The 25,589-nt window shown below is 67.1% G+C and carries 18 protein-coding genes; 9 read left to right on the top strand and 9 right to left on the bottom strand.

What is annotated here, in order from left to right; genetic code table 11:
- Window positions 1-3: 3 nt before the first annotated feature.
- Entirely contained in the window at window positions 4-549 is a 546-nt protein-coding gene (locus tag AC07PZ_RS11245) for an NUDIX domain-containing protein (RefSeq protein ID WP_495295132.1), read from the top strand.
- A gap of 14 nt (window positions 550-563) precedes the next feature.
- On the top strand, window positions 564-791 hold the full coding sequence (locus AC07PZ_RS11240) for a sulfurtransferase TusA family protein (protein ID WP_495295131.1): 228 nt from the start codon (window positions 564-566) through the stop codon (window positions 789-791).
- A 28-nt stretch (window positions 792-819) separates the two neighbouring features.
- Here AC07PZ_RS11240 and galU read toward each other — a convergent pair whose 3' ends face one another.
- The gene (gene galU, locus AC07PZ_RS11235; RefSeq protein ID WP_495295130.1) at window positions 820-1,710 is read right to left on the bottom strand and encodes a UTP--glucose-1-phosphate uridylyltransferase GalU; all 891 of its coding nucleotides are present in this window, start codon (window positions 1,708-1,710) and stop codon (window positions 820-822) included.
- A gap of 62 nt (window positions 1,711-1,772) precedes the next feature.
- A complete protein-coding gene (locus tag AC07PZ_RS11230) occupies window positions 1,773-4,661 on the bottom strand; it encodes a valine--tRNA ligase (RefSeq protein WP_495295129.1) in 2,889 nt (962 codons plus the stop codon).
- A gap of 124 nt (window positions 4,662-4,785) precedes the next feature.
- Here AC07PZ_RS11230 and yaaA point away from each other — a divergent pair, with 124 nt between their 5' ends.
- The 6 genes from yaaA to AC07PZ_RS11200 all read left to right on the top strand — a co-directional run bounded on the left by yaaA (window position 4,786) and on the right by AC07PZ_RS11200 (window position 9,319).
- A complete protein-coding gene (gene yaaA / locus AC07PZ_RS11225) occupies window positions 4,786-5,568 on the top strand; it encodes a peroxide stress protein YaaA (RefSeq protein ID WP_495295128.1) in 783 nt (260 codons plus the stop codon).
- A 4-nt stretch (window positions 5,569-5,572) separates the two neighbouring features.
- Window positions 5,573-6,415, top strand: coding sequence for a 2OG-Fe(II) oxygenase (locus tag AC07PZ_RS11220; protein WP_495295127.1), 843 nt, complete (start codon window positions 5,573-5,575; stop codon window positions 6,413-6,415).
- Entirely contained in the window at window positions 6,412-7,332 is a 921-nt protein-coding gene (locus tag AC07PZ_RS11215) for an alpha/beta fold hydrolase (RefSeq protein ID WP_495295126.1), read from the top strand. Before AC07PZ_RS11220 ends, AC07PZ_RS11215 begins: the two co-directional genes overlap by 4 nt.
- Window positions 7,333-7,350: 18 nt before the next feature.
- The gene (gene queF, locus AC07PZ_RS11210) at window positions 7,351-8,208 is read left to right on the top strand and encodes an NADPH-dependent 7-cyano-7-deazaguanine reductase QueF (RefSeq protein WP_495295125.1); all 858 of its coding nucleotides are present in this window, start codon (window positions 7,351-7,353) and stop codon (window positions 8,206-8,208) included.
- Window positions 8,209-8,279: 71 nt separating this feature from the next.
- On the top strand, window positions 8,280-8,636 hold the full coding sequence (locus tag AC07PZ_RS11205; protein WP_495295124.1) for a response regulator: 357 nt from the start codon (window positions 8,280-8,282) through the stop codon (window positions 8,634-8,636).
- Window positions 8,636-9,319 (top strand): hypothetical protein, encoded by a 684-nt coding sequence (locus tag AC07PZ_RS11200; RefSeq protein ID WP_495295123.1) that lies wholly within the window; start codon window positions 8,636-8,638, stop codon window positions 9,317-9,319. Before AC07PZ_RS11205 ends, AC07PZ_RS11200 begins: the two co-directional genes overlap by 1 nt.
- Here AC07PZ_RS11200 and AC07PZ_RS11195 read toward each other — a convergent pair.
- The 3 genes from AC07PZ_RS11195 to dinB all read right to left on the bottom strand — a co-directional run bounded on the left by AC07PZ_RS11195 (window position 9,265) and on the right by dinB (window position 12,496).
- Entirely contained in the window at window positions 9,265-10,467 is a 1,203-nt protein-coding gene (locus tag AC07PZ_RS11195; protein ID WP_495295122.1) for a DNA topoisomerase IB, read from the bottom strand. The two genes, AC07PZ_RS11200 and AC07PZ_RS11195, sit on opposite strands and share 55 nt — an antisense overlap.
- 125 nt (window positions 10,468-10,592) lie before the next feature.
- On the bottom strand, window positions 10,593-11,297 hold the full coding sequence (locus AC07PZ_RS11190; protein WP_495295121.1) for a TIGR02117 family protein: 705 nt from the start codon (window positions 11,295-11,297) through the stop codon (window positions 10,593-10,595).
- Window positions 11,297-12,496 (bottom strand): DNA polymerase IV, encoded by a 1,200-nt coding sequence (dinB, locus tag AC07PZ_RS11185; RefSeq protein WP_495295175.1) that lies wholly within the window; start codon window positions 12,494-12,496, stop codon window positions 11,297-11,299. The genes AC07PZ_RS11190 and dinB overlap by 1 nt, the downstream gene beginning before the upstream one ends.
- A 228-nt stretch (window positions 12,497-12,724) precedes the next feature.
- Between dinB and AC07PZ_RS11180 the strand changes: the two genes are divergently transcribed.
- On the top strand, window positions 12,725-14,071 hold the full coding sequence (locus AC07PZ_RS11180; RefSeq protein ID WP_495295120.1) for a dicarboxylate/amino acid:cation symporter: 1,347 nt from the start codon (window positions 12,725-12,727) through the stop codon (window positions 14,069-14,071).
- A 109-nt stretch (window positions 14,072-14,180) separates the two neighbouring features.
- Here the strand turns inward: AC07PZ_RS11180 and AC07PZ_RS11175 are convergent, their stop codons facing one another.
- From AC07PZ_RS11175 to AC07PZ_RS11160, 4 genes are all read right to left on the bottom strand, one after another.
- Window positions 14,181-15,497 (bottom strand): MFS family transporter, encoded by a 1,317-nt coding sequence (locus AC07PZ_RS11175; protein ID WP_495295119.1) that lies wholly within the window; start codon window positions 15,495-15,497, stop codon window positions 14,181-14,183.
- 191 nt (window positions 15,498-15,688) lie between these two features.
- Window positions 15,689-17,854 carry a penicillin-binding protein 1C gene (gene pbpC / locus AC07PZ_RS11170; protein ID WP_495295118.1) on the bottom strand — a complete coding sequence of 722 codons (2,166 nt, stop codon included), beginning with the start codon at window positions 17,852-17,854 and terminating at the stop codon, window positions 15,689-15,691.
- A 98-nt stretch (window positions 17,855-17,952) separates the two neighbouring features.
- Window positions 17,953-19,455, bottom strand: a complete 1,503-nt coding sequence (locus tag AC07PZ_RS11165) for a hypothetical protein (RefSeq protein WP_495295117.1) — start codon at window positions 19,453-19,455, stop codon at window positions 17,953-17,955.
- Window positions 19,452-25,478, bottom strand: coding sequence for an alpha-2-macroglobulin family protein (locus tag AC07PZ_RS11160; RefSeq protein WP_495295116.1), 6,027 nt, complete (start codon window positions 25,476-25,478; stop codon window positions 19,452-19,454). The genes AC07PZ_RS11165 and AC07PZ_RS11160 overlap by 4 nt, the downstream gene beginning before the upstream one ends.
- Window positions 25,479-25,589 lie beyond the last annotated feature (111 nt).

The following is a 25,589-nucleotide window of genomic DNA, read 5'->3' as shown; positions in this document are numbered from 1 at the left end:
ACCATGTTCGTCCCCACCTATTGCCCCGCCTGTGCCACCGCGCTGACCGACATCGAGCTGATGGAAGACAGCGGCCCGACCACACGGCTGCGCTGCCCGGCCTGCGGCTGGACCCACTGGAACAATCCCACGCCGGTGCTGGCCGCGATCGTCGAATACCGCGGGCAGGTACTGCTGGCCCGCAACGCCGCCTGGGCACACAAGGCCTATGCGCTGATCACCGGCTTCATGGAAGCGGGCGAGACGCCGGAAGAAGGCATCACGCGCGAGGTCAAGGAAGAAACCAACCTCGACGTCAGCGCGCTCAAGCTGGTCGGTGTCTACGAGTTCAAGCGCATGAACCAGGTGATCATTGCCTATCACGCGGTGGCGGACGGCGAGGTCCGGCTGTCGCCGGAACTGGTCGACTACAAGCTCTACGACCTGGGCGACGTGAAGTGCTGGCCAGCGGGCACCGGCTACGCGCTGGCCGATTGGCTGCGCACGCGCGGCTATGAGCCGCAGTTCACCGAATGGCCGCGCCGGGCCGACCCGCCGGCCGACGCCTGAGGTCGGTGCACGACATGGAGATCCACAAGGAACTCGACACACGCGGGCTGAATTGCCCGCTGCCGATTCTCAAGGCCAAGAAATCGCTCAACGAGATGCAGAGCGGTGAGTTGCTTCGGGTGGTCTCGACCGATGCCGGTTCGGTGCGGGACTTTCAGGCCTTCGCTCGCCAGACCGGCAACGCGCTGGTCGAGCAGCAGACCGTCGGGAGCGATTTCATCCACGTGCTGCGCCGGCGCTGAGCGCGCCGGGCAGCCGTGGAAAGCGCCATCAGAGCGCCAGGCTCTTGAGGTATTCGCGGAACTGGCCGCCGACTTCCGGGTGTTCGAGTGCGAGCTCGACGCTGGCCTGCAGGAAGCCTTCCTTGCTGCCGCAGTCGTAGCGCACGCCCTTGTAGGCGTAAGCGTAGACGGCTTCCTTCTTCATCAGCGCGGCGATGCCGTCGGTCAGCTGGATCTCGCCGCCAGCGCCCTTGGGCTGGTTGCGAATCTCGGCGAACACGCCCGGCGTCAGGACGTAACGGCCGGCAACGCCCAGGCGCGACGGTGCCGATTCGGGCGACGGCTTCTCGACCATGCGGTTGACCTTGACCAGGCCTTCCTCGATCTGGTCGCCGGCCACGATGCCGTAGCGCTTGACCTGGTCCAGCGGCACTTCCTGCACGGCCAGCAGCGAGCGGCCGAGTTGGCTGAACGCTTCCGTCATCTGTGCGAGCACCGGCTGGCCGCCCTTCGGGCCGACCATCAGGTCGTCTGCCAGCAGAACCGCGAAAGGCTCGTTGCCGACCAGATGCTCGGCACACAGCACGGCATGACCCAGACCCAGCATGCGCGGCTGGCGCACATAGGAGACGGTCATGTCCGAAGGCATCACGGCGCGCGTGATCTCGAGCAGCGCGGTCTTGCCGGCTGCTTCGAGCTGGCTTTCCAGCTCATAGGCGGTGTCGTAGTGGTCCTCGATGGCGCGCTTGTTGCGGCCCGTCACGAAGATCATGTCGCGGATGCCGGCGGCATAGGCTTCTTCGACCGCGTATTGAATCAGCGGCTTGTCGACGACCGGCAGCATTTCCTTGGGCTGCGCCTTGGTTGCCGGCAGAAAGCGGGTGCCGAAGCCCGCAACAGGAAAAACGGCCTTGCGAATACGCGTCGTCGAATTGGACATTTGTATAAAAAAGTGAGCGTCGCAGAGATACTAATTGCACTTTGAGACGTTTGGAAGTCTATTCATGCCAGACGCAAAAGCTGTGCCTGTAGTCGTGAGATCGTGGCGCTGAAGTCCTCCAGCCGTTGTCGTTCCTGGGCGATGACTGCGGCGGGCGCTTTGGCTACAAAGGCTTCATTCCCGAGTTTGCCGTTCACCTTGGCGATTTCGCCTTCGATGCGTGCGATTTCCTTGCCGATGCGCGCTTTTTCAGCTGCCTTGTCGATCTCCATGTACAGGCAGAAGCGCACCGCGCCGACCACTGCGACCGGCGCGGCCTCGGCGGCGGCCGACCAGCTTGCTTCGTCATCGAACACCTTCACTTCCTTCAGCTTGGCGAGCGACTGCAGAACCGGTGCGGCATCACGCAGGAACGCACTGTCAGCCGCGTTGTCGGCCACCGCATACAGCGGCATGCGTGTGGCAGGCGATACGTTCATCTCGCCGCGCAGCGTGCGGCAGGCATCGACCAGCGCCTTGAGACGCGCGACGTGGGCTTCGGCGGCCGGATCGATCTTCTCCGGCTGGCTCTGCGGGTACGCGGCGACCATGATCGAATCGGCCGCACGACCGGCCACGGGCGCGACCTTCTGCCAGAGGGCCTCGGTAATGAACGGAATCACCGGATGCGCCAGGCGCAGCAGGGTTTCGAGCGTGCGGATCAGCGTGCGGCGCGTCGCGCGCTGTTGTGGTGCTTCGCCGGTCTGCAACTGCACCTTGGCGATCTCCAGGTACCAGTCGCAGAACTCGTCCCAGGCGAACTGGTAGATGGCGTTGGCGACGTTGTCGAGGCGGTATTCCTCGAAGCCCTTGGCCACTTCGGCTTCGACGCGCTGCAACTGCGAGACGATCCAGTAGTCGGCGCGGCTGAAGCTCAGGTAGCCATGTGCCGGGCCTCCGACCGCGCACTCTTCCTTGGTGTGCTCCCGCAGGCCGCAGTCCTGGCCCTCGCAGTTCATCAGCACGAAGCGGGTGGCGTTCCAGAGCTTGTTGCAGAAATTGCGGTAGCCCTCGCAGCGCTTGCTGTCGAAGTTGATGCTGCGGCCGAGCGAAGCCAGCGACGCGAAGGTGAAGCGCAGCGCGTCGGCACCGAAGGCCGGAATGCCTTCCGGGAATTCCCTCTGCGTGTTCTTGCGCACCTGCGGCGCGGTCTCGGGCTTGCGCAGGCCCTGCGTGCGCTTGTCGAGCAGTTCCGGCAGCGCGATACCGTCGATCAGATCGACCGGGTCGAGCACGTTGCCTTCGGACTTGCTCATCTTCTTGCCCTGTGCGTCGCGCACCAGGCCGTGGATGTAGACGTCCCTGAACGGCACCTTGCCGGTGAAGTGCTTGGTCATCATGATCATCCGGGCCACCCAGAAGAAGATGATGTCGTAGCCGGTGACCAGCACGGACGAAGGCAGGTACCGCGCCAGCTCATCGGTCTGCTCGGGCCAGCCGAGCGACGAGAAGGGGACGAGTGCCGACGAGTACCAGGTGTCGAGCACGTCCTCGTCGCGCTTCAGCGTCTTGCCGGGTGCCTTGGCCCGCGCCTCGGCTTCGTCGTGCGCGACGTAGACCGTGCCGTCTTCGTCGTACCACGCCGGGATCTGGTGCCCCCACCAGAGCTGGCGCGAAATGGTCCAGTCCTGGATGTTCTCCATCCAGTGGTTGTAGGTGTTGACCCAGTTCTCCGGCACGAAGCGCACTTCGCCCGACTTCACCACGTCGATCGCCTTCTGCGCGATCGACTGGCCGTCGGCGCCGGGGCGCGTCATGGCGACGTACCACTGGTCGGTCAGCATCGGCTCGACGATGGCGCCGGAGCGTGCGCAGCGCGGCACCATGAGCTTGTGCTTCTTGACCTCGACCAGCAGGCCGAGCGCTTCCAGGTCGGCCACGATCGCCTTGCGGGCGACGAAGCGGTCCAGGCCGCGGTATTTCTCGGGCGCGTTGTCGTTGATGGTCGCGTCGAGCGTGAGCACGCCGATCATCTCGAGCTTGTGGCGCTGGCCGACCGCGTAGTCGTTGTAGTCGTGGGCCGGCGTGACCTTCACGACGCCGGTGCCGAAGGCCTTGTCGACGTAGTCGTCCGCAATGATCGGGATCAGCTTGCCGACCAGCGGCAGCTTCACGCGCTGGCCGATCAGGTGCTTGTAGCGCTCGTCCTCGGGGTGGACCATCACGGCGGTGTCGCCGAGCATCGTCTCGGGCCGCGTGGTCGCCACGGTGAGCGTGCCGCTGCCGTCTTCCAGCGGATAGGCGATGTGCCAGAGCGAACCGTCTTCTTCCTCGCTCTCGACCTCGAGGTCGCTCACCGAGGTCTTCAGCACCGGGTCCCAGTTGCCCAGGCGCTTGCCGCGGTAGATCAGGCCTTCGTCGTAGAGCTTCACGAAGGTGTCGGTGACGACGGCCGAGAGGTCTTCGTCCATCGTGAAGTACTCGCGGCTCCAGTCGACCGTGTCGCCCATGCGGCGCATCTGGCCGGTGATGGTGTTGCCGCTCTTCTCCTTCCATTCCCACACGCGGGCGACGAAGTTCTTGCGCGCCTCGGCGGGCGTCGGGCCCATGTCGTGCCGGCTGATCTTCTGTTCCTGCAACTGGCGCTCCACCACGATCTGCGTGGCGATGCCCGCGTGGTCGGTGCCCGGCACCCACAGCGTGTTGTCGCCCTTCATGCGGTGGTAGCGCGTCAGGCTGTCCATGATCGTCTGGTTGAACGCATGGCCCATGTGCAGGGTGCCCGTCACGTTCGGCGGCGGCAGCTGGATGGCGAACGAGTCCGCGCCGTCTTTCGGTGCCTGCGTGCCGCGGAAGCCCGCTTTCGCGTAGCCCCGGCGTTCCCACTCGGGGCCCCAGTGCGCCTCGATGGCGGCGGGTTCGAAGGATTTGGACAGGCTTTCGAGGCCGGGTTGGCTGATGGGTTCGCTCATGGGATGGCAGATATCGAACGGCACGCATGGCGCCGTCGCTGGCAGGATGGGTAAGCCCCGATTTTACCGGGGCACGGTTCGTCCATCGGGGAGGGCGTCTCTCGCCATGCCCATAATTCCATCCATGCTCTTCCTGCTTTCGCCCGCCAAATCTCTGGACTACGACACGCCTGTTGCCGACGACGTCCCCGCCACCCAACCCGTGTTCGAGGGCCCGAAAGGCCCGGCCGCCGAACTGATCGGCCTTCTGCGCGAGAAGTCGCCGCAGCAGATCGCCGAACTCATGAGCCTGTCGGACAAGCTGTCCGCTCTCAACGTCGCGCGCTATGCGGCCTGGGCGCCGAAGGGCACGGCGAAGAATGCGCGGCAGGCGGCGCTGGCCTTCAACGGCGACGTGTACGGCGGCCTGGACGCGCGCAGCCTCGGCGCTGCGCAGATGGCCTGGGCGCAAGACCACGTCTGCATCCTGAGCGGCCTCTACGGCGTGCTGCGTCCGCTGGACCGGTTGCAGCCCTACCGTCTGGAGATGGGAACGCAACTCGCGAATCCGCGCGGCAAGGACCTGTACGCCTTCTGGGGCGATCGCATCGCCGTGCATCTGAACGAGCGCCTGGCTGCCGACCGCACGCCGGTCGTGATCAACCTGGCGTCGCAGGAATACTTCCGTTCGGTCGACCTGAAGGTGCTCAAGGCCCGCGTCGTCGAGTGCGTGTTCGAGGAGTGGAAGGGCGGCAAGTACAAGATCGTCAGCTTTTTCGCCAAGCGCGCCCGCGGCCTGATGGCGCGCTGGGCCGTGCTCCACAAGTCCGCCACGCCCAAGGCGCTGGAGAAGTTCGACCTCGAGGGCTACGCCTTCGCGGCCGAGGTGTCGACCCCCGAGCGGCTCGTGTTCCGCAGAAAGGCCTGATGTCGTGAGCCAGTCCGTCACGCCCGAACTGCGCGCCTGGATGATCGATCAGTTGGCCGCCGGCCATTCGGTGGCGGCGCTCCTGGCCTCGATGCAGGCGGCCGGCTGGCATGCCGACGTGGCGGCTGCGGCACTTTCCACGATCGAGTCGCAGGCGGAGGTGGCCGAGGCCCCCGCGCCGGCGGCACCGCGTTCGATGCCGGGGCCCGATCTCTCCGCCTCGCCGCTGTACGTCGATGCGGGCGACCGGAAGGTGTCGGTGCTCCAGACCATGGCGCATCCGCGGGTCATGGTGTTCGGCGACCTCGTGTCCGACGATGAATGCGAGGCGTTGATCGCTGCGGCGAGGCGGCGTCTCGCGCGATCGCTCACGGTCGAGACCAAGACCGGCGGCGAGGCACTCAATGTCGATCGCACCAGCGACGGCATGTTCTTCGAGCGCGGAGAGAACGAGGTCGTCACGCGCGTCGAGCAGCGCATCGCTGCACTGCTGCGCTGGCCGCTCGAGTTCGGCGAGGGTCTCCAGGTGTTGCGCTATGCGCCCGGTGCGCAGTACCGGCCGCACTACGACTATTTCGATCCCGGCGAGCCCGGCACGCCGACCATCCTGCGGCGCGGCGGTCAGCGCGTTGCGACGCTTGTGATGTACCTGCAGGAGCCCGAACAGGGCGGCGCAACGACCTTTCCGGACGTCGGCCTCGAAGTGGCGCCGAAACGTGGCACGGGCGTGTTCTTCAGCTACGAGCGGCCCCATCCGGACACCCGCACGTTGCATGGCGGTGCGCCGGTCCTGGCCGGCGAGAAATGGGTTGCGACCAAATGGTTGCGCGAAAGGGAGTTTCAATGAAGGTTCAGGCCAACGGCATCGAGATCGAAGTCGAGGACACGGGCGGTGAGGGCAGGCCCGTGGTCATGCTCGTCATGGGCCTGGGCATGCAGCTGATCGCCTGGCCCGATGCGTTGGTGCAGGCGCTGGTCGATGCCGGCTTCCGGGTCGTGCGCCACGACAACCGCGATGCCGGCCTCAGCCAGGGCTTCGACCAGGCCGGCAACACGAACGTGCTGTGGCAGAGCCTGCGCTATCGGCTTGGACTCAAGGTGCAATCGGCCTACAGCGTGCAGGACATGGCGAACGACGCACTCGGCGTGCTGGACGCGCTGGGCATTGGCCACGCGTACGTGGTCGGCGCATCGATGGGCGGCATGATCGCGCAGCGCATGGCGGCCACGGCGCCCGGGCGCGTGACGCGCCTGGTGAGCATCATGAGTTCCAGCGGCGCGCGCGGCCTGCCCGGGCCGCGCGCGGACGTGCTGGGCCTGCTGATGCGCCGCCCTTCTGGCCGCGACGAGGAAGCGCTGATCGCGCACAGCGTCGGCCTGATCCGGCTGATTGCCGGCCCGGCGTACCGGCAGGACGATGTGGCGATTGCCGATCGGCTGCGCCAGGCGATGCGCCGTGCCTATCGGCCCAAGGGCCTGATGCGGCAGATGGCGGCGGTCGGTGCCGATGTCGGTCGCGAAACGGCGTTGTCGCGCATCGGCTGCCCGACGCTGGTGCTGCACGGCGATGCCGATCCGCTGGTGCCGATCGCCTGCGGGGAAGACACGGCCCGGCGCATTGCCGGCGCCCGTTTCGTGGCCATTCCCGGCATGGGCCACGACCTGCCGCCGCAGGTGGTCGATCTGTTGCTGCCGCACTTGATCCCTTTCCTGAAGAGCGGCGAGCCGAGCGCGGCACCCACCGCGCCCGCTGCCGCCGCCTGATTCAGCCAACGAATATCCATGTCCCTCGACAACACTCCCGCACAGTCTCAACTCGGCCGGGCCTCGGCCTATGTCGACCGCTACGACGCTTCGCTGCTGTTTCCGATCGCCCGTGCCACGCAGCGCGAAGCCATGGGCATCGCGCCCGATGCCTTGCCCTTCTTCGGCGCCGACCTCTGGACCGCGTTCGAATTGAGCTGGCTCAACCCGCGCGGCAAGCCGCAGGTTGCCATCGCGCACTTCACCGTGCCCTGCGAGACGCCCAACATCATCGAGAGCAAGTCCTTCAAGCTCTACCTCAACAGCTTCAACAGCACCGTTTTCGCGGATGCGGACGCGGTGCGCGAACGCCTGCGCGCCGACCTCGGTGAAGCCGCCTGGCGTGGCAGCGGGCGCAGCGGTGGCGTCGGTGTGAAGCTGGTCTCGCCGGAACTGTTCGAGCGCGAACCGGTGCACGAACTGGACGGGCTCGACCTCGATCGGCTCGACATCGAATGCACCCATTACCAGCCGGCGCCCGAATTGCTGCTGAGCGATGCATTGCAGCCGCCCGTCACGGAGACGCTCACCAGCCGGCTGCTCAAGAGCAACTGCCTGGTCACCGGCCAGCCCGACTGGGGCAGCGTCCAGATCAGCTACAGCGGCCCGCCGATCGACCAGGCCGGCCTGCTGGCCTACATCGTCAGCTTCCGCAATCACAACGAATTCCACGAGCCCTGCGCGGAGCGCATGTTCTGGGACATCTGGCGGCAGTGCCGGCCGAACAAGCTGTCGGTGTATGCGCGCTACACGCGCCGCGGCGGCCTGGACATCAATCCGTTTCGCACCAGTTCGCCGCGCGCGCTGCCGTCGAACGCCCGCACGGCACGACAGTAGGCTTGCTCCTACACCCCGGCATACCCCGGCGGACCGATACTGAAGGCTTTGCCGGGAATCAATTTGTGAACGTGCTGATCGTCGATGACAACGAGGCGGCTGCAGACCTGCTGCTGGAACTGCTTTCCCTGCAGGACCATACGGCGCGTTGCACCTACTCGGCGAAGCAGGCACTCGATGCGGCGGCTGAAGAGTCGTTCGACGTCGCACTGCTCGACCTGACCCTGCCCGACATGCCGGGGACCGAAGTTGCGCGCCGCCTGCGCGCCTTGCCCAAACCACCGTTGCTGGTGGCGGTCACCGGCTTCTCGGCGAACGATGCGGCGGGCGGTGAACCCGGCCTGTTCGACCATCATCTGCAGAAGCCGATCGACTTCGACGCGCTCGACCGCATCCTGGCGGACGCACCCGTGAAGTCCTCGCACTGATGAAGTCTTCTCCCGGAGCCCGCAGCTGGATCGCTGCCGGTGTGCGCCACGAGTTGCTGACCCGTGCGCTGCCTGCCTTGCGCCATGACATGTCGGCCCCGGTGTCGGTGATGCGCATGGGCCTGCTGATGCTCAAGCGCCAGGTGGCGGCGCCGACGATCGACGTCGACGCCTGCCAGGAGCGCGTGACATTGATCGACAGCCAGATCGCCGAGCTCGTCGTCGCCGTGCGTTCGCTGCGCGACTGGGAGCTCGCCACCGGCGACGAAGGCATCAGCCGAGCCGCTCTCGTGCGGCAATGCACGTCGCTGATGCGAACCGCCTTCGACTTGCAGAACATCCGTCTGGAGGTCGACGAGGCGCTGCTGGCCGAGGACGGCAACGACGGCGATGTTCGCTGGCCCTCCGGCGCGGCATTGCGCTACCTGCTGCTCGGCGCCATGGGTTTCCTGCAGGACAGCGTGCCGGACGTCGCGGTCATTCGCATCGCGCCGGACGGCAGCCGTGGCCTCCAGCTGAGCGCCGCGGCGGGAGCGACCGACGAGGCCGATGCCATGGCCGCGCATCGGGCGCCACGCAAGCTTGCCATCGACACCGTCGCGCTGCAGTCGCTGGCGGACGATCTCGGCTATGCGTTGAGCGCCGATCGCGACAGCGTTCGATTCGACCTCGCCGCCGCCTGAGTGCCGGCGCGCCGGCCGTTGGGCGCCGGTTTCTTCGCGCTGGCACCTTCCCTTGCAGCAAGCCGCTTCGTGCTGCGCCGGTGTTCGTGCAGAAAGGCGAGCAGCCGGGCTTCTGCCGCGTACAGCCGCCTTGCCGGTCGCGCCCGGCCGGCGATCCGCTTCCAGATGTCGCGCATGGCGTCGGCGTCGCTGGCGAGCGCGCCGCCGAGCGACAGCACGGCCGGATGCACATAGGCCTTCTTGCACACGGCCGGCGTATTGCCGAGTTGCTTGGCGACCGCCGCCAGGATTTCCTTCGCGCTGTAGCGCACGGTGCTCGGCGCCGTCGCATCGCGATCGCAGGCCAGTCGGGTCAGTTCCAGCGCCTGCACCGTGCCGTGCCAGGTCCGGAAGTCCTTGGCCGTGAAGTTGTCGCCGGCCGCCTCGCGCAGGTAGTCGTTCACGTCGGTGGACGACAGCCCATGCGGTGTGCCGTCGTCGTCCTGGTAGCGGAACAGGTCCTGGCCCGGCAGCTGCTGGCAGCGCCGGACGATCTGCGCCACCCGCGGATCGTCGATCGCGGCCTCGTGCATCACGCCGCTCTTGCCGCGGAAGTGCAGGCGCAGCGAATTCCCGCGCACGTCCGCATGCTTCTGCCGCAGCGTGGTGAGCCCGTAGGAGCCATTGCTGCTCGCGTATTCCTCGTTGCCGATGCGCAGGAAGGTGGTGTCCAGCAGCCGCACGAGCGCCGCGAGGACGCGAGCGCGGGCCAGGGGCGCATGCGGTGTCGCCTCCAGGTCGCGCGCGATGCGGGCGCGTATGCGCGGCAGCGCCAGCCCGAAGGCTTCCAGCCGCTCGAACTTGGTGGCGTCCTTCAGCACGCGCCAATCCGCGTGATAGCGGTACTGCTTGCGGCCGCGCGCATCGAGACCGGTCGCCTGAAGGTGGCCGTTGGGCAGCGGGCAGATCCAGACCTCGGTGTAGGCGGGCGGAATGGCCAGATGGCGAATGCGGGCGATCTCTTCCGCGTCCTTCAACCACACGCCCTTCGCGTCCTTGTAGCGAAAGGCGTCACCGTGCCGGAAGCGGCGCAGGCCAGGCATCTCGGGGTTCACGTACACGAGGCCGTTGGCCAGAGGCTGGGGACGCAGTGGGATGGAAGCGGGCATCGCGGAAGTTCCAGAGTCGATGGGTGATGTCGAACTTCGCGCTCGCCGTGGCCATGGCCTGTAGGACGCCGCAAGCGCGGCGAGCAGGGCACCGCACCTTCGTTGGCGATGCCGGTCGCCGCGAATCAGAATCGCGCCGGCGCCAGGTGGTGGATGACGTTCAGGTCGAACGGCGTCCACAGGCCCATCGCGACGCCCGCCTGCTGCAGGCCGCGACCGGTCCAGGTGTTGCAGGTCTCGAAGGCGCTGTAGCTGCCGAGCGCTTCGTAGAACGCATCTTCGCGGCCGTAGTGCGTGCCTGCGATCTGAACAGCCTTGCCGTCCGGCAGCGCCGCGTGGACGTGCGCGATCAGCCGTTCGTACTGCCAGCCCGAGAGCGGCAGCGCATACGCGCCTCGACCCAGCTGCGCACGGCGCAACCAGGTGACGTGCAGCACCGCACGGTTGCGGCCAGACAGTGCGCCCAACGCGCGAGCGACCGTCAGGTCCGCCCAGGTCGGTGTGTGAAGGTAGAACTCGCGATCGCCCCAGCCGACGGCGATGAACTCCGCGTCCGGCGGTACGGCGGGCGCGTCGGTCGGCGCGAAAACGCGGGTCCAGTCGATCGCCCGCGAACGGATCGGAAAGACGTAGTCGGTGTGGACGCCGTTGCTCAGCACGAAAGACTCGATGGCCGCCTCGCCCGGCGCGCCGGCAAGCTGTGGCGCCTGCGAACCGGTCGGCCAGAACATCAGCGCGCCGGCCGTGCCGACGTAGAGCATGGCGGCGATGGCCAGCGCCAGCAACGCCAGACCGATGCACTGCGCCGAGCGTCGCAGCGCGCGTGTCATCAGAAGAGCGAGGCCGTCGAGTCCGTGCGCGCAGCCGCGCGCCCGGTGGGCGGGACGAGCGGCCCGTCCTGCGCGCCGGCCGGTATTTCGTTGGCCCTGGCCAATGCGCCCACGCGCACGCCGATCAATCGCAGTGGCCGTTCGAGCGGCACGCGCTTGAGGCACAGACCCGCCACGCGGCGGATGCTGGCGCTGTCGTCCACGAAGCGGTCGATGGTCTGGTCGCGCGTGGCGATCTTGAAGTCGTCGTAGCGCAGCTTGATGCCGATGGTCTTGCCCACGTAACCCTTGCGCTGGAGGTCTTCGGCCACTTTCTCGCACAGGTGCGTGAAGATCGCGCCCAGTTCGGCACGGTCGCGCACGGCGTGCAGGTCGCGCTCGAAGGTGGTTTCGCGGCTCATCGATACGGGTTCGCTTTCGGTCACCACCGGCCGGTCGTCGCGGCCCCACGACACCTCGTGCATCCAGGCGCCGGTGGCCTTGCCGAAATTCGAGATCAGCCATTGGCGGTCCTTGGCTGCGATGTCGCCGACCGTGCGCATGCCGAAGCGTTCGAGTTTTGCGTCGGCCTTCGGCCCGATGCCGTTGACCTTGCGCGCCGGCAACGGCCAGATCAGCGGTTCGAGGTCGTTCTCGTAGACCACCGAGATGCCGTTGGGCTTGTTGAATTCGCTGGCCATCTTGGCGATCAGCTTGTTGGGCGCCACGCCGATCGAGCAGGTCAGGCCGGTGGCCTGCAGGATCGATTTCTGGATCAGCCGCGCCAGCACGCGGCCACCTTCGCGCTGTCCGCCAGGCACCTCGGTGAAGTCGATGTACACCTCGTCGACGCCACGGTCTTCCATCAGCGGCGCGATCTCCAGGATGATCTGCTTGAAGCGCCGCGAGAAGGCGCGGTACTGGTCGAAGTCGACGGGCAGCAGGAGCGCCTGCGGGCAGAGCTTGGCGGCTTTCATCAAGCCCATGGCGGACCCGATGCCGAACTGGCGCGCCGGATAGGTGGCGGTGGTGATCACGCCACGGCCCACGTAGTCCTTCAGGCGCGGGAACGCGTCGACCGGAATGTCGGCCAGCGTGCCGCCTTCGGGCAGATCGCGGATCGCTTCGTCGACCTTGCGGCGGCCACCGCCGATCACCACGGGCATGCCCTTGAGCTGCGGATAGCGCAGCAGTTCCACGGAGGCATAGAAGGCGTCCATGTCGAGGTGGGCAATGCGTCGGATCGGGGCGGTCACGGCGTGATTTTGAAGCTTTGCAGGCGTCCTGGCATGCCTGAGGGTTGAGACGAATTGACAGCTGACTGACAGCTAACGGAAGGAATTTCTATTCCACGCCGACAAGGTGGAGAATCGCGCCCGGCGCCGCGCGGCCCGAAGCCCAGAAAGCATGAGTCCGCAGCCCGATCCAGAACCTCCGGAAGGCATTCCATGACAACATCGCCAGCCACCAAAAAACTACCGTTCTACCGCTCCCTTTATCTCCAGGTCGTCTTTGCCGTCGTCATCGGCGTCCTGCTCGGGCACTTCTATCCACAGAGCGGCGAGGCCATGAAGCCGCTGGGCGATGCCTTCATCAAGCTGATCAAGATGATCATCGCGCCGATCATCTTCTGCACGGTGGTGATCGGGATCGCCGGCATGGAAGACATGAAGAAGGTCGGCAAGACCGGTGGCCTCGCGCTGCTGTACTTCGAAGTCGTCAGCAGCATCGCGCTGGTGGTCGGCCTGGTGCTGGTCAACGTGCTCAAGCCCGGCGTCGGCATGAACATCGACCCTGCGACCATCGACACCAAGTCGATCGCCGCGTACACCGGCCCCGGCAAGATGCAGGGCACGGTCGACTTCCTGATCAACATCATCCCGAACACCTTCGTGGATGCCTTCGCCAAGGGCGAGATCCTGCAGGTGCTCCTGCTGGCCGTGCTGTTCGGCTTTGCGCTGCACAAGTTCGGCGGCCGCGGCACGCTGGTGTTCGACGTGATCGAGAAGGGCTCGCACGTGCTGTTCGGCATCGTCAACTACATCATGAAGCTGGCGCCGATCGGTGCCTTCGGCGCGATGGCCTTCACCATCGGCAAGTACGGCATCGTGTCGCTGTTCTCGCTGGGCAAGCTGATGGCGGTGTTCTACCTGACCTGCCTGCTCTTCATCTTCGTGGTGCTCGGGCTCATCTCGCGCTTCCATGGTTTCAGCATCTGGAAGTTCATCAAGTACATCAAGGAAGAACTGCTGATCGTGCTGGGCACCTCGTCCTCCGAATCGGTGCTGCCGCGGATGATGGAGAAGATGGAGAACCTGGGCGCGAAGAAGACCTGCGTCGGCCTGGTGATCCCGACCGGCTATTCGTTCAATCTCGATGGCACGTCGATCTACCTGACGATGGCCGCGGTCTTCATCGCGCAGGCCACCAACACCGACATGACGCTGATGCAGGAGCTCACGCTGCTGGCGGTGCTGCTGCTCACGTCCAAGGGCGCGGCCGGCGTGACCGGCAGCGGTTTCATCGTGCTGGCGGCCACGTTGTCGGCGGTTGGCCATGTGCCGGTCGCCGGCCTGGCGCTGATCCTGGGCATCGACCGCTTCATGTCGGAGGCGCGTGCGCTGACCAACCTGATCGGCAATGGTGTGGCGACCATCGTGGTGGCCAAGTGGACCGACGAACTCGACGAGAAGCGCCTGCATGCCGCGCTGAACAACGAGACCTGGGTCGAAGCTCAGGAGCCGGAGCGCATCGTCAACGCCAAGACCGCGCACATGGACGCGGCCAAGCGCTGATCCATCGGTCGGTGGTCGGTCGGCAGGCAGGTGCCGATCGCGCCGCTGCCCAGGCGGCAGTCGATGGATGCGGGCCCGTCGCCCGCTTCATGCCTGGCCGCTGAACCGATCAGTGGTCGTGGTGCAGGTAGTTGGCCTGCCTCGGCAGCCGCCAGCTGACCAGGAACGCGATCGCCATCATGGCCGTCACGTACCAGTAGAAGGCCGATTCGCTGCCGAGCGACTTGAGGCCCAGCGCCACGTACTCGGCGGAGCCGCCGAAGATCGCGTTCGCCACGGCGTACGCCAGCCCGACGCCGAGCGCACGCACTTCGGGCGGGAACATCTCGGCCTTCACGATGCCGCTGATCGAGGTGTAGAAGCTCACGATGGCCAGCGCCAGGATGATCAGCAGGAAAGCCACGAACGGGCTCGTCACGCTCTGCAGGCCGGTCAGGATCGGCACCGTCGTCAGGGTGCCCAGCGCGCCGAACAGCAGCATGTTGTTGCGGCGGCCGATGCGGTCCGACAGCGCGCCGAACAAGGGCTGCATGCACATGTAGACGAACAGCGAACAGGTCATCACGTAGCTGGTGGTCTTGATCGGGAGACCGACCGTGTTCACCAGGTATTTCTGCATGTAGGTCGTGAAGGTGTAGAAGATCAGCGAGCCGCCGGCCGTGTAGCCCAGCACGGTGAAGAACGCGGCCTTGTGATGACGGAACAGCACCGACAAGCTGCCGGAGTCCTTGTTCTGGAGGTTCTCCTTGGTCTGCGTCTCGTGCAGCGTGCGACGCAGCATCAGCGCCACCACCGCGGTGACGGCACCGATCGCGAACGGAATGCGCCAACCCCAGGCACGCAGATCGGCCTCGGTGAGCAGCTGTTCGAGGATCACGATCACCAGCACCGCGAGCAACTGGCCGCCGATCAGCGTGACGTACTGGAAGGACGAGAAGAAACCGCGCTGGCCGCGCAATGCGACCTCGCTCATGTAGGTCGCCGTGGTGCCGTACTCACCGCCGACCGACAGGCCCTGGAACAGGCGAGCGACCAGCAGCAGGAACGGAGCCCACGCGCCGATCTGCGCATAGGTCGGCAGGCAGGCGATGGCCAGCGAGCCGGCGCACATTATCGTCACCGAGATCAGCATGGAGCGCTTGCGGCCGTAGCGGTCGGCAATGCGGCCGAACAGCCATCCGCCGATCGGGCGCATCAGGAAGCCTGCGGCGAACACGCCCGCGGTGTTGAGCAACTGCGCGGTCGGGTCCGACTTGGGGAAGAAGGACGGCGCGAAGTACAGCGCGGAAAACGCGTAGACGTAGAAGTCGAACCATTCGACCAGATTGCCCGAGGAGGCCGCCATGATCGCGAAGATGCGATGACGCTTTTCTTCGGAGGTGTAGGGCACCGGCGCTGCGGGCGCGGTGGATGAAGGAACTGTCATGCTTTCGCCTTTGTTGGTCTGCTTTGCGCGGCATCTGCGCATATCTTGCGGTCGGCGTCGGTCATTGTGCGACGCTCCGCGTGGGCGCGTTGTGGGTCGACAGCGCGCCCCGGCAGGGTGGAGGGAGATTTATACCAGCGAGTAGGTTTCCGCCTGGCGCACTGCGGCACTCCAGCGCGGCAGGCGTGATGTCAGCGCGATGCGGTCTTCGCGACCACGCCGGCACCGCGTACCTCGAGCCGGACTTGATCCAGGACGCGACCTTGCAAATCGGTCAGTTCCACGACGTGCCGGCCCGGCCAGGGCAGCCACTGCGCCATCTTGCCGCGCGCAAAAGGCTTGCCGTCGATGCGCCACTGCAACTGCGCGCCTTCGGCTTCGAAGCGCACACGCTGCCGGTTCGGCGGAATGTCCGGGTCGAGCGCGAGGATGGTGCCGTCGGCCGGTGCCACGATGCGACCCCCGCCGTCGGCACCCGAAGACGCGACGGAATCGGGTGCGAAGAGCGCCTGCTCGGTCCCTGCGATGAACCATTCGCTGCGCGCGGCTTCGAGCGCGCCTCCAAAGCGAACGTCGAGCTGGACCACGCCGGACGGCGGTGACGGCGCACGACTGCTTTCGCTGCGATGCAGGAAGTTCATCACTTCGGACCACACCGGTGCCGCGCCGCTGGTGCCGCTCACATCCCACATGGGCGCGCCGCTGGCATTGCCGACCCACACGCCGACCGTGTAGCGCTGCGACCAGCCGACGGCCCAGTTGTCGCGCATGTCCTTGCTGGTGCCCGTCTTCACGGCCGACCAGAAGCGCGTGCCGAGCACGCTGTCGACGCCGAAGGTCCGGGTGCGCGCATTCGCGTCCGACAGGATGTCGCCGACGATGAAGGCCGCGCGCGGATCGATGGCGGGCGTGAAGTCGACCCGGGCCGTGTCGGCGCCTGTGCGTGGCGGCAGCACGAAGCGTGTCGTGCTGTAGCGGCCGCCGTTGGCCAGCGTGCGGTAGGCATTGCTCAGGTTCAGCAGAGAGACCTCGGCGCTTCCAAGCGCCAGGCTGTAGCCGTAGTAGCCGCCGCCCTCGCGCAGCGGCAGGCCCGCGCCGCGCAGTTGGCGTGCGAAGGATTCCGGCGACACCATGACCAGCGTGCGCACCGCCGGCACGTTCAGCGACGCTGCGAGCGCGGTGCGCACCGACACCGGTCCCTTGAATTGATGGTCGTAGTTCTGCGGAATGTAGAGGCCGCTGGCCGTATTGATCTGCGCGGACGAATCGTCCAGCAACGATGCCGCCGTGAGGCGTCGCTCGGCGATCGCCTGCGCATAGAGCAGCGGCTTCAGCGTGGAGCCCGGCTGCCGTTGCGCCAGCACGCCATCGACCTCGGCGGCACGGCTCAGGGTGCCGGAAGAGCCGACCCAGGCCAGTACGTCGCCGCTCGCGTTGTCGAGTACGACGAGTGCGCCGTCTTCCACATGCCGTCCGCTGAGCTCGCGCAGGTGGCGCTGCAGCGTGCCGAGTGCAAAACGCTGCAGCGGTTCGCGCAGCGTGGAGCGCACGGCGGCACCGGCCGGACCGGTCGCGTTGGCTGCGGCCTCGCGGAGCACCCGCGGCGCGATATGGGGCGCAATGCCCTGGCTGGGATCGAAGGCGCGCCGTTGCAGCGCGGCACTGGTGAACATGTCGATCGCGCCGCAGTCGGGCCGCGCGCTCGGCTCCATCGCACGCAGCACCTCGCAGGCGCGCTGCGCCACCAGCGCCGGCCGCGCGTTGGGTGCGCGTACCAGGGCCGACGCGACGGCCGCTTCGCGCGCATCGAGGCCATGCGGCGCCTTGCCGAACAGGGTGCGCGAGAGCGCATCGATGCCCACGATCTCGCCGCGGAACGGCACGGTGTTGAGGTACGCCTCGAGGATCTGGTCCTTGCGCCACTGGCGCTCCAGCTGCGCCGCAGCCACGGTCTGGCCGAGCTTCTGCGTCAGCGTGCGTCCGCTGCCCGCGCGCCGCAACTCGTCGTCCAGCAGCCCGGCCAGCTGCATCGTGATGGTCGATGCGCCGCGCGTGCGGGTGTTCCAGAGGTTTCCCCAGGCAGCCGCCGACACGGCCCGCCAGTCGACACCGCTGTGCTCGAAGAAGCGCCGGTCTTCGCTGAGCACCATGGCGGTCCGCAGCGCGGGCGAGATGTCGGCGAGCGCGATCCATTGGCCGCGGCGCACCGTGGCGTCGGTGCGCACCCGTTGCAGCAGCGCGCCGTCACGGTCGAGCACTGCGGTGTCGGATGGATGGAAGTCGCGTCGCACCTCGTCGAAGCCTGCGAGTGCCCAGGCCGGTGCGGGTCCGAGGCAGCCCAACCACAGTGCCGCCATGGCCAGCCACCAGTGCCATGAGCCCACGCGACACGCGCATCGCAACAAGGCCTCGCTCTCTGGGGCGTGCGTCGATTCGCAGGTCTTCTTCAAACGTCTCACCGAGTTTGTCCGAGAGGATGCCGCACTCGGTCGGCAAGCCGGTCGAGCAGCGGTTTTCTGGGGCCCGCCGCTTTGATGTCGGCGTGACTCAAGAAGCCCGAAAAATCGGATCCGGGATGATTCTGGCGATTCGAGAATATGTGATTCGCATTGAAATATCGCTCGACGTCGTCCGCCGTCAGATGCAGTTGCGGCGATTGGCCGCGCAACTTGGCACCCAGGAGTCCGTCCGCCATCAGCCATACCCTTGGATGCCGATGCAATTCACCGTGCTTCGGTTCCCCCACTTTCACCTTTCCGTCCCAGTACTGCGCTGCCACGGGGTTGAAGATGGCGGCAACATATCGAGGGGCCGCCATGCCGGGTTCGACGCCGCGCTCCCTCAAGACCTGCTCGACTTCCTGCATGTTCTGGAGCACCAACTGGGGATACCCGGGCCCATGCAACCCCACTTCGCCGCTGGCCAGAGGCCAGACCGTGATGGGCAGGCAATCGAGCGGGGGTTGCACGGCACTCACCGTCACCTGGCCTTGCCAGTGCGCAAGTACGCTCTTCTGAAGCGCCTGAAGTCCCCGCTCCAAGGCCTGGTGCAACGCACGGAGGTCGGGATCCTCCATGAGCTTCTCGAAGGCCCTCGCGTAATTGCGGGCGTGGAATTCACCGGAGGGCGTTCGTCCCGATATGGTGTCGTTCTCGTTCAGCCACATCTCCACCCGGTCTGACACCGGAAGGGCGGGCTGGCGATCGAGTACATGTGCCACATCGCCGAAATCACGGAGCACCTGCTCGGCCAATGCCGCTGAACGCTGCTGATGCAGATCGGCACGCGTGAGGGTGCCGTGTGTCCGCAATTGGGCGACGGCATCATTGAGATTCCGTGCGCTGGTGACGCCATGTTCGGGGTGGTAGATCTTCAGCACGCCGGGTGTGATGGGATCTCTCCAGATCTTCTTGTCCGGCCCGCCTGCAACGCCGTGGCCGACGCACAGAACACGGGTGCCCCACAGTTCGCGCGTCATCTGTCTCAATTCCTGTTCGGTCAAATTCCTCTTGGAGAGAAGGTCGACCGGAGGCTGCGTTGCAGCAGGCTGGCGAACGGGATCGGCGTGTGCCGAAGGGCGCTGCATGTCGGCAGCGCGATTCCCGGTGCCTGGGTGCGCTGAGAAGGTGGACGAGTAGGCATCCGCGCCGGACGCTTGCCCGTGGTACGCGATGGGCGTGTAGATCGCGGTGTTCGAACGTCGCGTGTATTCGGCTGGCGGCGGGTTCCCGTTGACCTGAGTGCCCGGGTTATCGCGTTCGTTCGACGGTGCGATCGTTCGTGGCGCATTGGGGCGCGTGATGCCGTTGGTCATGGAGGGCTTTCGCGTTCGGGAGAACGGGTGTTGAAGGTGCCCGTTCGATTTTTCCCTTGCACTGGAGCCCGTTCCTGTGGGATCCGAAAACAGGAACCGTCCCGCGAAGTCACGCAGCGCGCCATCGCGGAACGCGTTGCTCACTTCGCAGCCTCCACCTTGACCCGTGCGTTCGGCGTCTCGCCGAACATCTCGGGCGCATACATGGCTTCGACCCGGCTCGGCGGCAGCGCGAAGTCGCCGACGTTGTTGAGCCGTACCGTGTACTCCATCTTCACGACGCCCTTGGGCAGGTACTCGTAGTAGCTGCGGAAGGACTCGAAGCTGCGCTCCTCGAAAGCCGGTGAGCCGTTGCCGCTCTTCTTCTCGCCCTGCGTCGCGATCTGCGAGTCGCGGCCCAGGCCGCTGCCCAGGATGGTCGCGCCACCCGGTACCGGGTCGCTGATCACGACCCAGGTCATGTCGGCGCTCGCGTTGACTTCGAGCGTCACGCGCAGGACGTCGCCGCGCGTGTACTTGCCGGCGACCGCCTGCTCGACGGGTGTCACCGTCTTCTTGATCGCATACCCGGCGGCGAACGGCGCCTTCAGCTGAACCGCCGCGACCGACTGCAGCGTGAGCCACGGCTTGCCGCTGCCGTTCTGCGTGACGGTCAAGGTCTCCTTGGTCGGCAGTTGCCAGGGCAGGAACATCGTGTTGTTGCGCAGGTTCCCCGGCGAGGCCGGCGCGCCGAACCAGGTCGTCTGGTTGGGTGCGCCACCGGCGTCGCTTGTCTTCACGCGCTCGACCCGGCTCCAGTCCACGCTCTCGGTGCGCGCGGCCGAATCGGCACCGCCGACCGATGGCGGACGCAGCAGCGCGGTCGTCGTGCCGGCCACCGGCGTGCTCTCGAAGACCTTCGAGAACCGGTCCAGCGCCAGGCCACCCCAGAGGTTGGCGGTGGTCGTGTGCCAGGCGCCGTTCTGCTGCCGGCCGATGAAGCCGTTGGCCAGCTTGCCGATGTCGTCCTTCCAGGCCGGGTCGTCCATCACCGCCAGCAGCAGCCGCGCGGTGTTGACGTCGCCGTTGGTCATCAGCCACCACCAGTAGTCGTCCTGCTCGGTGCTGAAGAGCACCTTCGTGCCCTGGTAGCTCAGGCGTGCCTTCAGCACGTTGTTGGCCTCGTCCAGCCGCTGCTGGCGCTGCGGCACGTCCTGCACGCGCTTGAGGATCTGCAGCCAGTCGATCACCGCGCTGGTCGGCCACTGGTTCGGCGCGATCGTGATGCTGCCGAGCATCCGGCCCTGCGCCTTGCCGTAGCGCGACAGCGCTTCCAGTGCCGCCAGCTTGCGCACGTCGAGGTCCTTGCGCGGGCTCCAGAACTCGCGCTGGATGCGGCCCTCGACGAAGGCGATCAGGCCGGCTTCCATCGGCGCGCGCACGTCGTCCGCGATGGCGAAGGCCGGGTCGATCGCCGCGGCTTCGTTGGTCGCGGCAAGCAGGTAGGCGGTGAGGGTGTCGCTGCCGCGGTTCGACTCGCCGTCGCGCGGCGGGAAGTAGCTGGCGAGCCCGTCGCTGTCGAGGTAGCTGGGCAACTGCGCGAGCACGCCCTGCCACATCTTCGCGTCGCGCAAGCCGACCGACTTGCTGGTCTTCTGTTCGAGGCAGGCGAACGGGTAGTTGGCGAACCAGTCGCGCACGCCGGGCATGCCCTCGGCGAGCTTCGGCTGCAGGCTGAGCTTCAGGCCGCCGCGGCCGGGCAGGGCGTCCGCCGGTGGCGCCACGTCGAGCGAGAAGCTGCCGTCGACCTGCACCAGCGTGGCCTGCTGCACGGTGAGCGGCACGGCCGGCACGATGCGTTGCCGCACCTTGAGCGCGTCGCGCGCGCCGCCGACCGTGTCCTTCGCCTCGATCTCCCAGAGGATCGCTTCGGCGCGCGTCTGCGCGAGCTGAGCGGGCGCAGTCACGTTCCAGGCGATCTCGCGCGATTCGCCGGCGGGTATGTCGACCGTCTGCGGCTCCAGCGTGAGCAGCGTGGCGCGCGGCGAGGCCTCGACCTTCATCGGCTTCTGCGTCGTGTTGCGCACGGTGATCTGCGCGCGGAACTGGTCGTCCTCGCGCACCAGCGGCGGCAGGCCGCTGATGATCTGCAGGTCCTGCGTGGCCTGGATGGTCGCCTGGCCTGTGCCGAAGAGGCCGGTGCCGGCATCGGCCACGGCGACGATGCGGAAGGTGGTCAGCGCATCGTTGAGCGGCACGGTCACCACGGCCTGGCCGTTGGCGTCGAGCACCACCTTCGGGTTCCATAGGAGCAGCGTGTCGAGCAGCTCGCGCGTCTGGCCCTTGCCGCCGCCGCCGCCCGCGGGCACGGCCTTGCGGCCATAGTGCCGGCGGCCGACGATCTCCATCTGCGCAGTCGACGTGCTCACGCCCCAGCTGCGGCGCTGCAGCATCGCGTCGATCAGGTTCCAGCTGTCGTTGGGCATCAGCTCCAACAGTGCCTGGTCGACCGCGGCCAAGGCCACCTCGGCACCAGCCGCCGGCTTGCCGTCGGGCAGGGTGGCCGAGATCGTGACCTGCGCCTTGCCGCGCACCGGGTAGCTGGGCTTGTCGCTCGACACCTTCACGTCGAGCTGATGGGCGCGCGCGCCGACGCGGATCTCGGCCAGGCCGAGACGGTAGGCCGGCTTGCTCAGATCGACCAGCGCGGTCGGCGCCACGTACTCGCGGCCTTCGTACCAGAAGGCGGTCCACCATTCGCGCGGCGCCTTGAAGCCCCAGGTGAAGAAGCTGTACCAAGGCACTTCACGCAGCCGGCCGCGCAAGGCGAGCACGCTCACGTAGGCGTTCGGGCCCCACTCGGGCTTGACTTCCAGCGTCACCGTCGGGTCCTGGCCGTCGAGCTGCACCACGTGCGTCTCGATCACGCCTTCGCGCTCCACCGAGACCAGCGCGGTCGCGAAGCGGAACGGGCTGCGCACCTGGAACTTCGCCACCTCGCCGGGCTGGTAGCTCTTCTTCTCGGGCAGCACGTCGATGCGGTCGTGGTCCTCGCCGCCGAACCACAGCTCGCCCTGCTTGGTGACGTAGACCGAACTCGCCGCCTTGCTGGCGCGGCCGGCCTTGTCCGTCGCCGTGACCACCAGTTCGACCTGGCCGGCTTCCTTCAGGTCGGCTTCGCACAGCACCAGGCCGCGCGAGTCGCTCTTGCCGCTGCAGACCGAGCCCAGGTCCTTCACGTCGGTCTTGTTGTCGTAGGTGTAGAAGCCGCCGACCATGCGCTTGCGGCTGGTCGTGGTGATGCGTGCCACCGCCTGCACATCGATCTTCGTATCGGCCGCCGGCTTGCCGTTCAGGTCGAGCGCGAGCGCCTGGAACTTGAGCTTGCGGTTGGTCGAGACCCAGCCTTCGGTCTTCAGCCCGGCGATCACCTCGGCCGGCCACAGCGTCTGCGTGCTGCGGATCGTCTGCACCTCGCCGCTCGGGTCCGAATAGCTGCCTTCGATCAGCAGCTCGCGCGGCGTCGCCTTGGCGAGCGGCACCTCGTTGATCGTGAGCTTGCCGGCGCCGTTGCGGTCCAGCGTCAGGGGCAGCTTGTCGGCGATCACGCGGGTGTCGTCCGATGCGCTCGCCTCTTCGCCGGGGTCGGTGTCGGCCGACTCGCCGCGCTGGCGCGGCGGCGCGAAGCTGAAGCCGTCGTAATCCGCGAAGTCCAGGCGCTTGGCGCGCACCATCGCCGACACGCGCACCGGCAGGTTGACCGCGCCGCCGCCCGCCACGTAGTTGATCTGCACGTCGGTCGGCAGCGAGGTGATCGCGACCAGCGGCTTCTTGTCGCTCGGGCCGATGCGGCCTTCGAGCACCGGCAGGCGGAATTCCTCGACGCGGAACTGGCCGGTCGCGTAGTTGGGGCCGCTGTCGTCGGACTCGTCCTCATCGTCCGACTTGCCCTTGGCCGCGGGGGCCGACGCACGCAGGCTGACCTGGTACGCGCCCAGCTTGGCCGCCTGCGGAATCGCGAAGCTGTTCTCCGCGCTCAGGCCGCCGGTGGCGGTCCCGCGCCAGTTCACCGGCTGGGTGAACTGCTGGCCGCTGCCCACATGGGTGATGACCAGCGTGCCGGGCCGCGCATCGGGCAGGCCGAAGCCCTTGCTCGTCTGCGTGCGCAGCAGGTGCTTCATCGACACCGTCTCGCCGGCACGCAGCAGGGTGCGGTCGAAGATGGTGTGCGCCACCCGGTCCGCCTCGGGCTCCAGGCTGGTCGGCACATTGAAGCGCCAGGGTTCGATGCCGCGCTGCCAGTCGCTCCAGGTGAAGGCGAGGTCGTCCACGCCCTTGGCATCCTTGGCGCGGGCGCTGACGAAATAGGCGTTGTTGCCGCCGTAGTCGCTGTCTTCGCTTTCCTCGTCGCCGGCACCGCAGGACGGCGCGGTGGGTGACACACCGTCGAAGCGCGCGATGCCTTGCGCATCGGTGGTGGCGGTGGCGACTTCGCGCCCGCGGCAGTCCGACACGCGAACCGCCGCACCGGCCACCACCGTGCCCTTGTCGAGCGTCGTGACCCAGGCGATCGAGTTCTCGCGGCCGAGCTTGAAATGAACGGCCAGGTTGGTGGCGAGCGCGGTCGTGCGCACGTACATCGTGCGGTTGTTTCCGTAGCGATCGTCGAGCAGCACCTCGCCGAGCTTCTGCGACGCGATCTCCAGCACGTGGAAGCCGGGTGTCAGCGGGATGCCGACCACCTCGAAGGGCCTCGGGTCGCCGCTTTCGGCCTTCGGCATGTCGAGCGTCTTCACGCCGGCCTGGCCGCCGAGCAGCGACAGCATGCGCGACTGCACGCGGTCGGCGCTGTCGCGGTCGATCACCGTCGGCAGGGCGCCCTTGACGTCGCGCGCGGCGACGTTGCGATCGATCGTGTAGCTGTTCTCGTAGCGGCGCACCTTGCGGAACCACGCGATGATTTCCGCATCGGTCCTCGGGTTCATGTCGCTCACCTTGCCCGGCGTGAGCGCGTTGACCTGCAATGCGGGCTCGACGCGCCGCACGGTGACCGGCATCAGCGCGACGCCGCCCGGTTCGGCCAGCCGCTCGACCACACCGAAAGGCGACGCGGCGAATTTGGCGAGCGGCGGCATCGCGCCGGTCGCGACCTTCAGCGGGAAGCTTTCGGGCGCGGCCAGCGGGCGACCCGAGGCGTCCTCGAAGCCCGACGGGAGTTCGATGGTGAACGGGGTGCTTTCAGGGAAGGGCGGGTTGAAGCTCAGCCCGTCCAGCGCCGCGTCGTCGGTGCCGTCCTCGAGCGCCGGCTCGAAGGTCTTGCCGCCGCCCTTCAGGCGAATCTGCGCCGCGAGCTTGCGCACGACCGGCGCGTTGAAGCGCAGTTCCATCGGGCGCAGCGGCAGGCAGGCCGCCTGGGCGTTCTCGCGCTCGCAGCTGAAGGTCAGTGCGAAGGGCTCGCGCACCTCGAAGGCGAAGCGCCGCTCCACGCTGTTCGCGATGCCCGAGGGCGTGGCGACGCCCTTGCCGTACACCAGCTGGACGCGGCTGGCCGGCGTCAGCGTGCGGTTGCATTGCAGTGCGACATAGCGCAACGGCTCCCTGGCGGCTTCCTTGTCGCGGCTCAGCGATTTCAGCAGCGTGTCGCGCTCCGCGCCCTCGAGCAGCCGCACCGGCACGCGCTCGCCGACGCCATCGGCGGCACACCACACGTTGTCGCGCACGCTCTGCAGCGTGGCCGGGCCATTGAGTTCGAGCAGGAACTGCTGTTCCTCGTCGATCTTTCCGTAGCTTGGCCGGATCGTACGCACGAAGGGCCCGCCGGTGCTGAACTGGAAGCGGTCGGTGCCGGTCAGCTCCTTCCCTTCCGGCGGCTTGAAGGACGCGATCCGCGTGATGTTGCAGCGCACCCCGGGCGGCAGGTCGTTCTCGAAATCGAACACCCATTGCTTGTCGCTGGTCCAGCGACCGGTGCCTTTGCCCGCCGCTGCGTCGCTGCAACTCACCGCCAGCGGTGCCGGTGCCTTCGGATCGCCGAAGTTGACGGCGGCCTGGTCGAATTTCGCGACCACCTGCCGTACGCGCGAGACCTCGCCCTGGGGCGTGACGCCGGTGATCTGAAGTGCCTGGGCCTGAGCGGCCATCAACAGGCTGCCGGCCAGCAGCAGCGTCCTCGGTGTCCAATGGCTCATGCGGTCTCGCTCCTGATGTTATGGGTATGGGGCCGCAGCCTAGCCGATTGCTTGCGGCCATCACGTCGGCGGATGCCCCCTTCTGCGTCGCGTTTTTCTACAATCGCGGGT

Source organism: Variovorax sp. GW821-FHT10B04 (assembly GCF_059415645.1).
The sequence above is the reverse complement of the archived record's forward strand: the minus strand, read 5'-3'. Positions and strand labels throughout refer to the sequence as shown.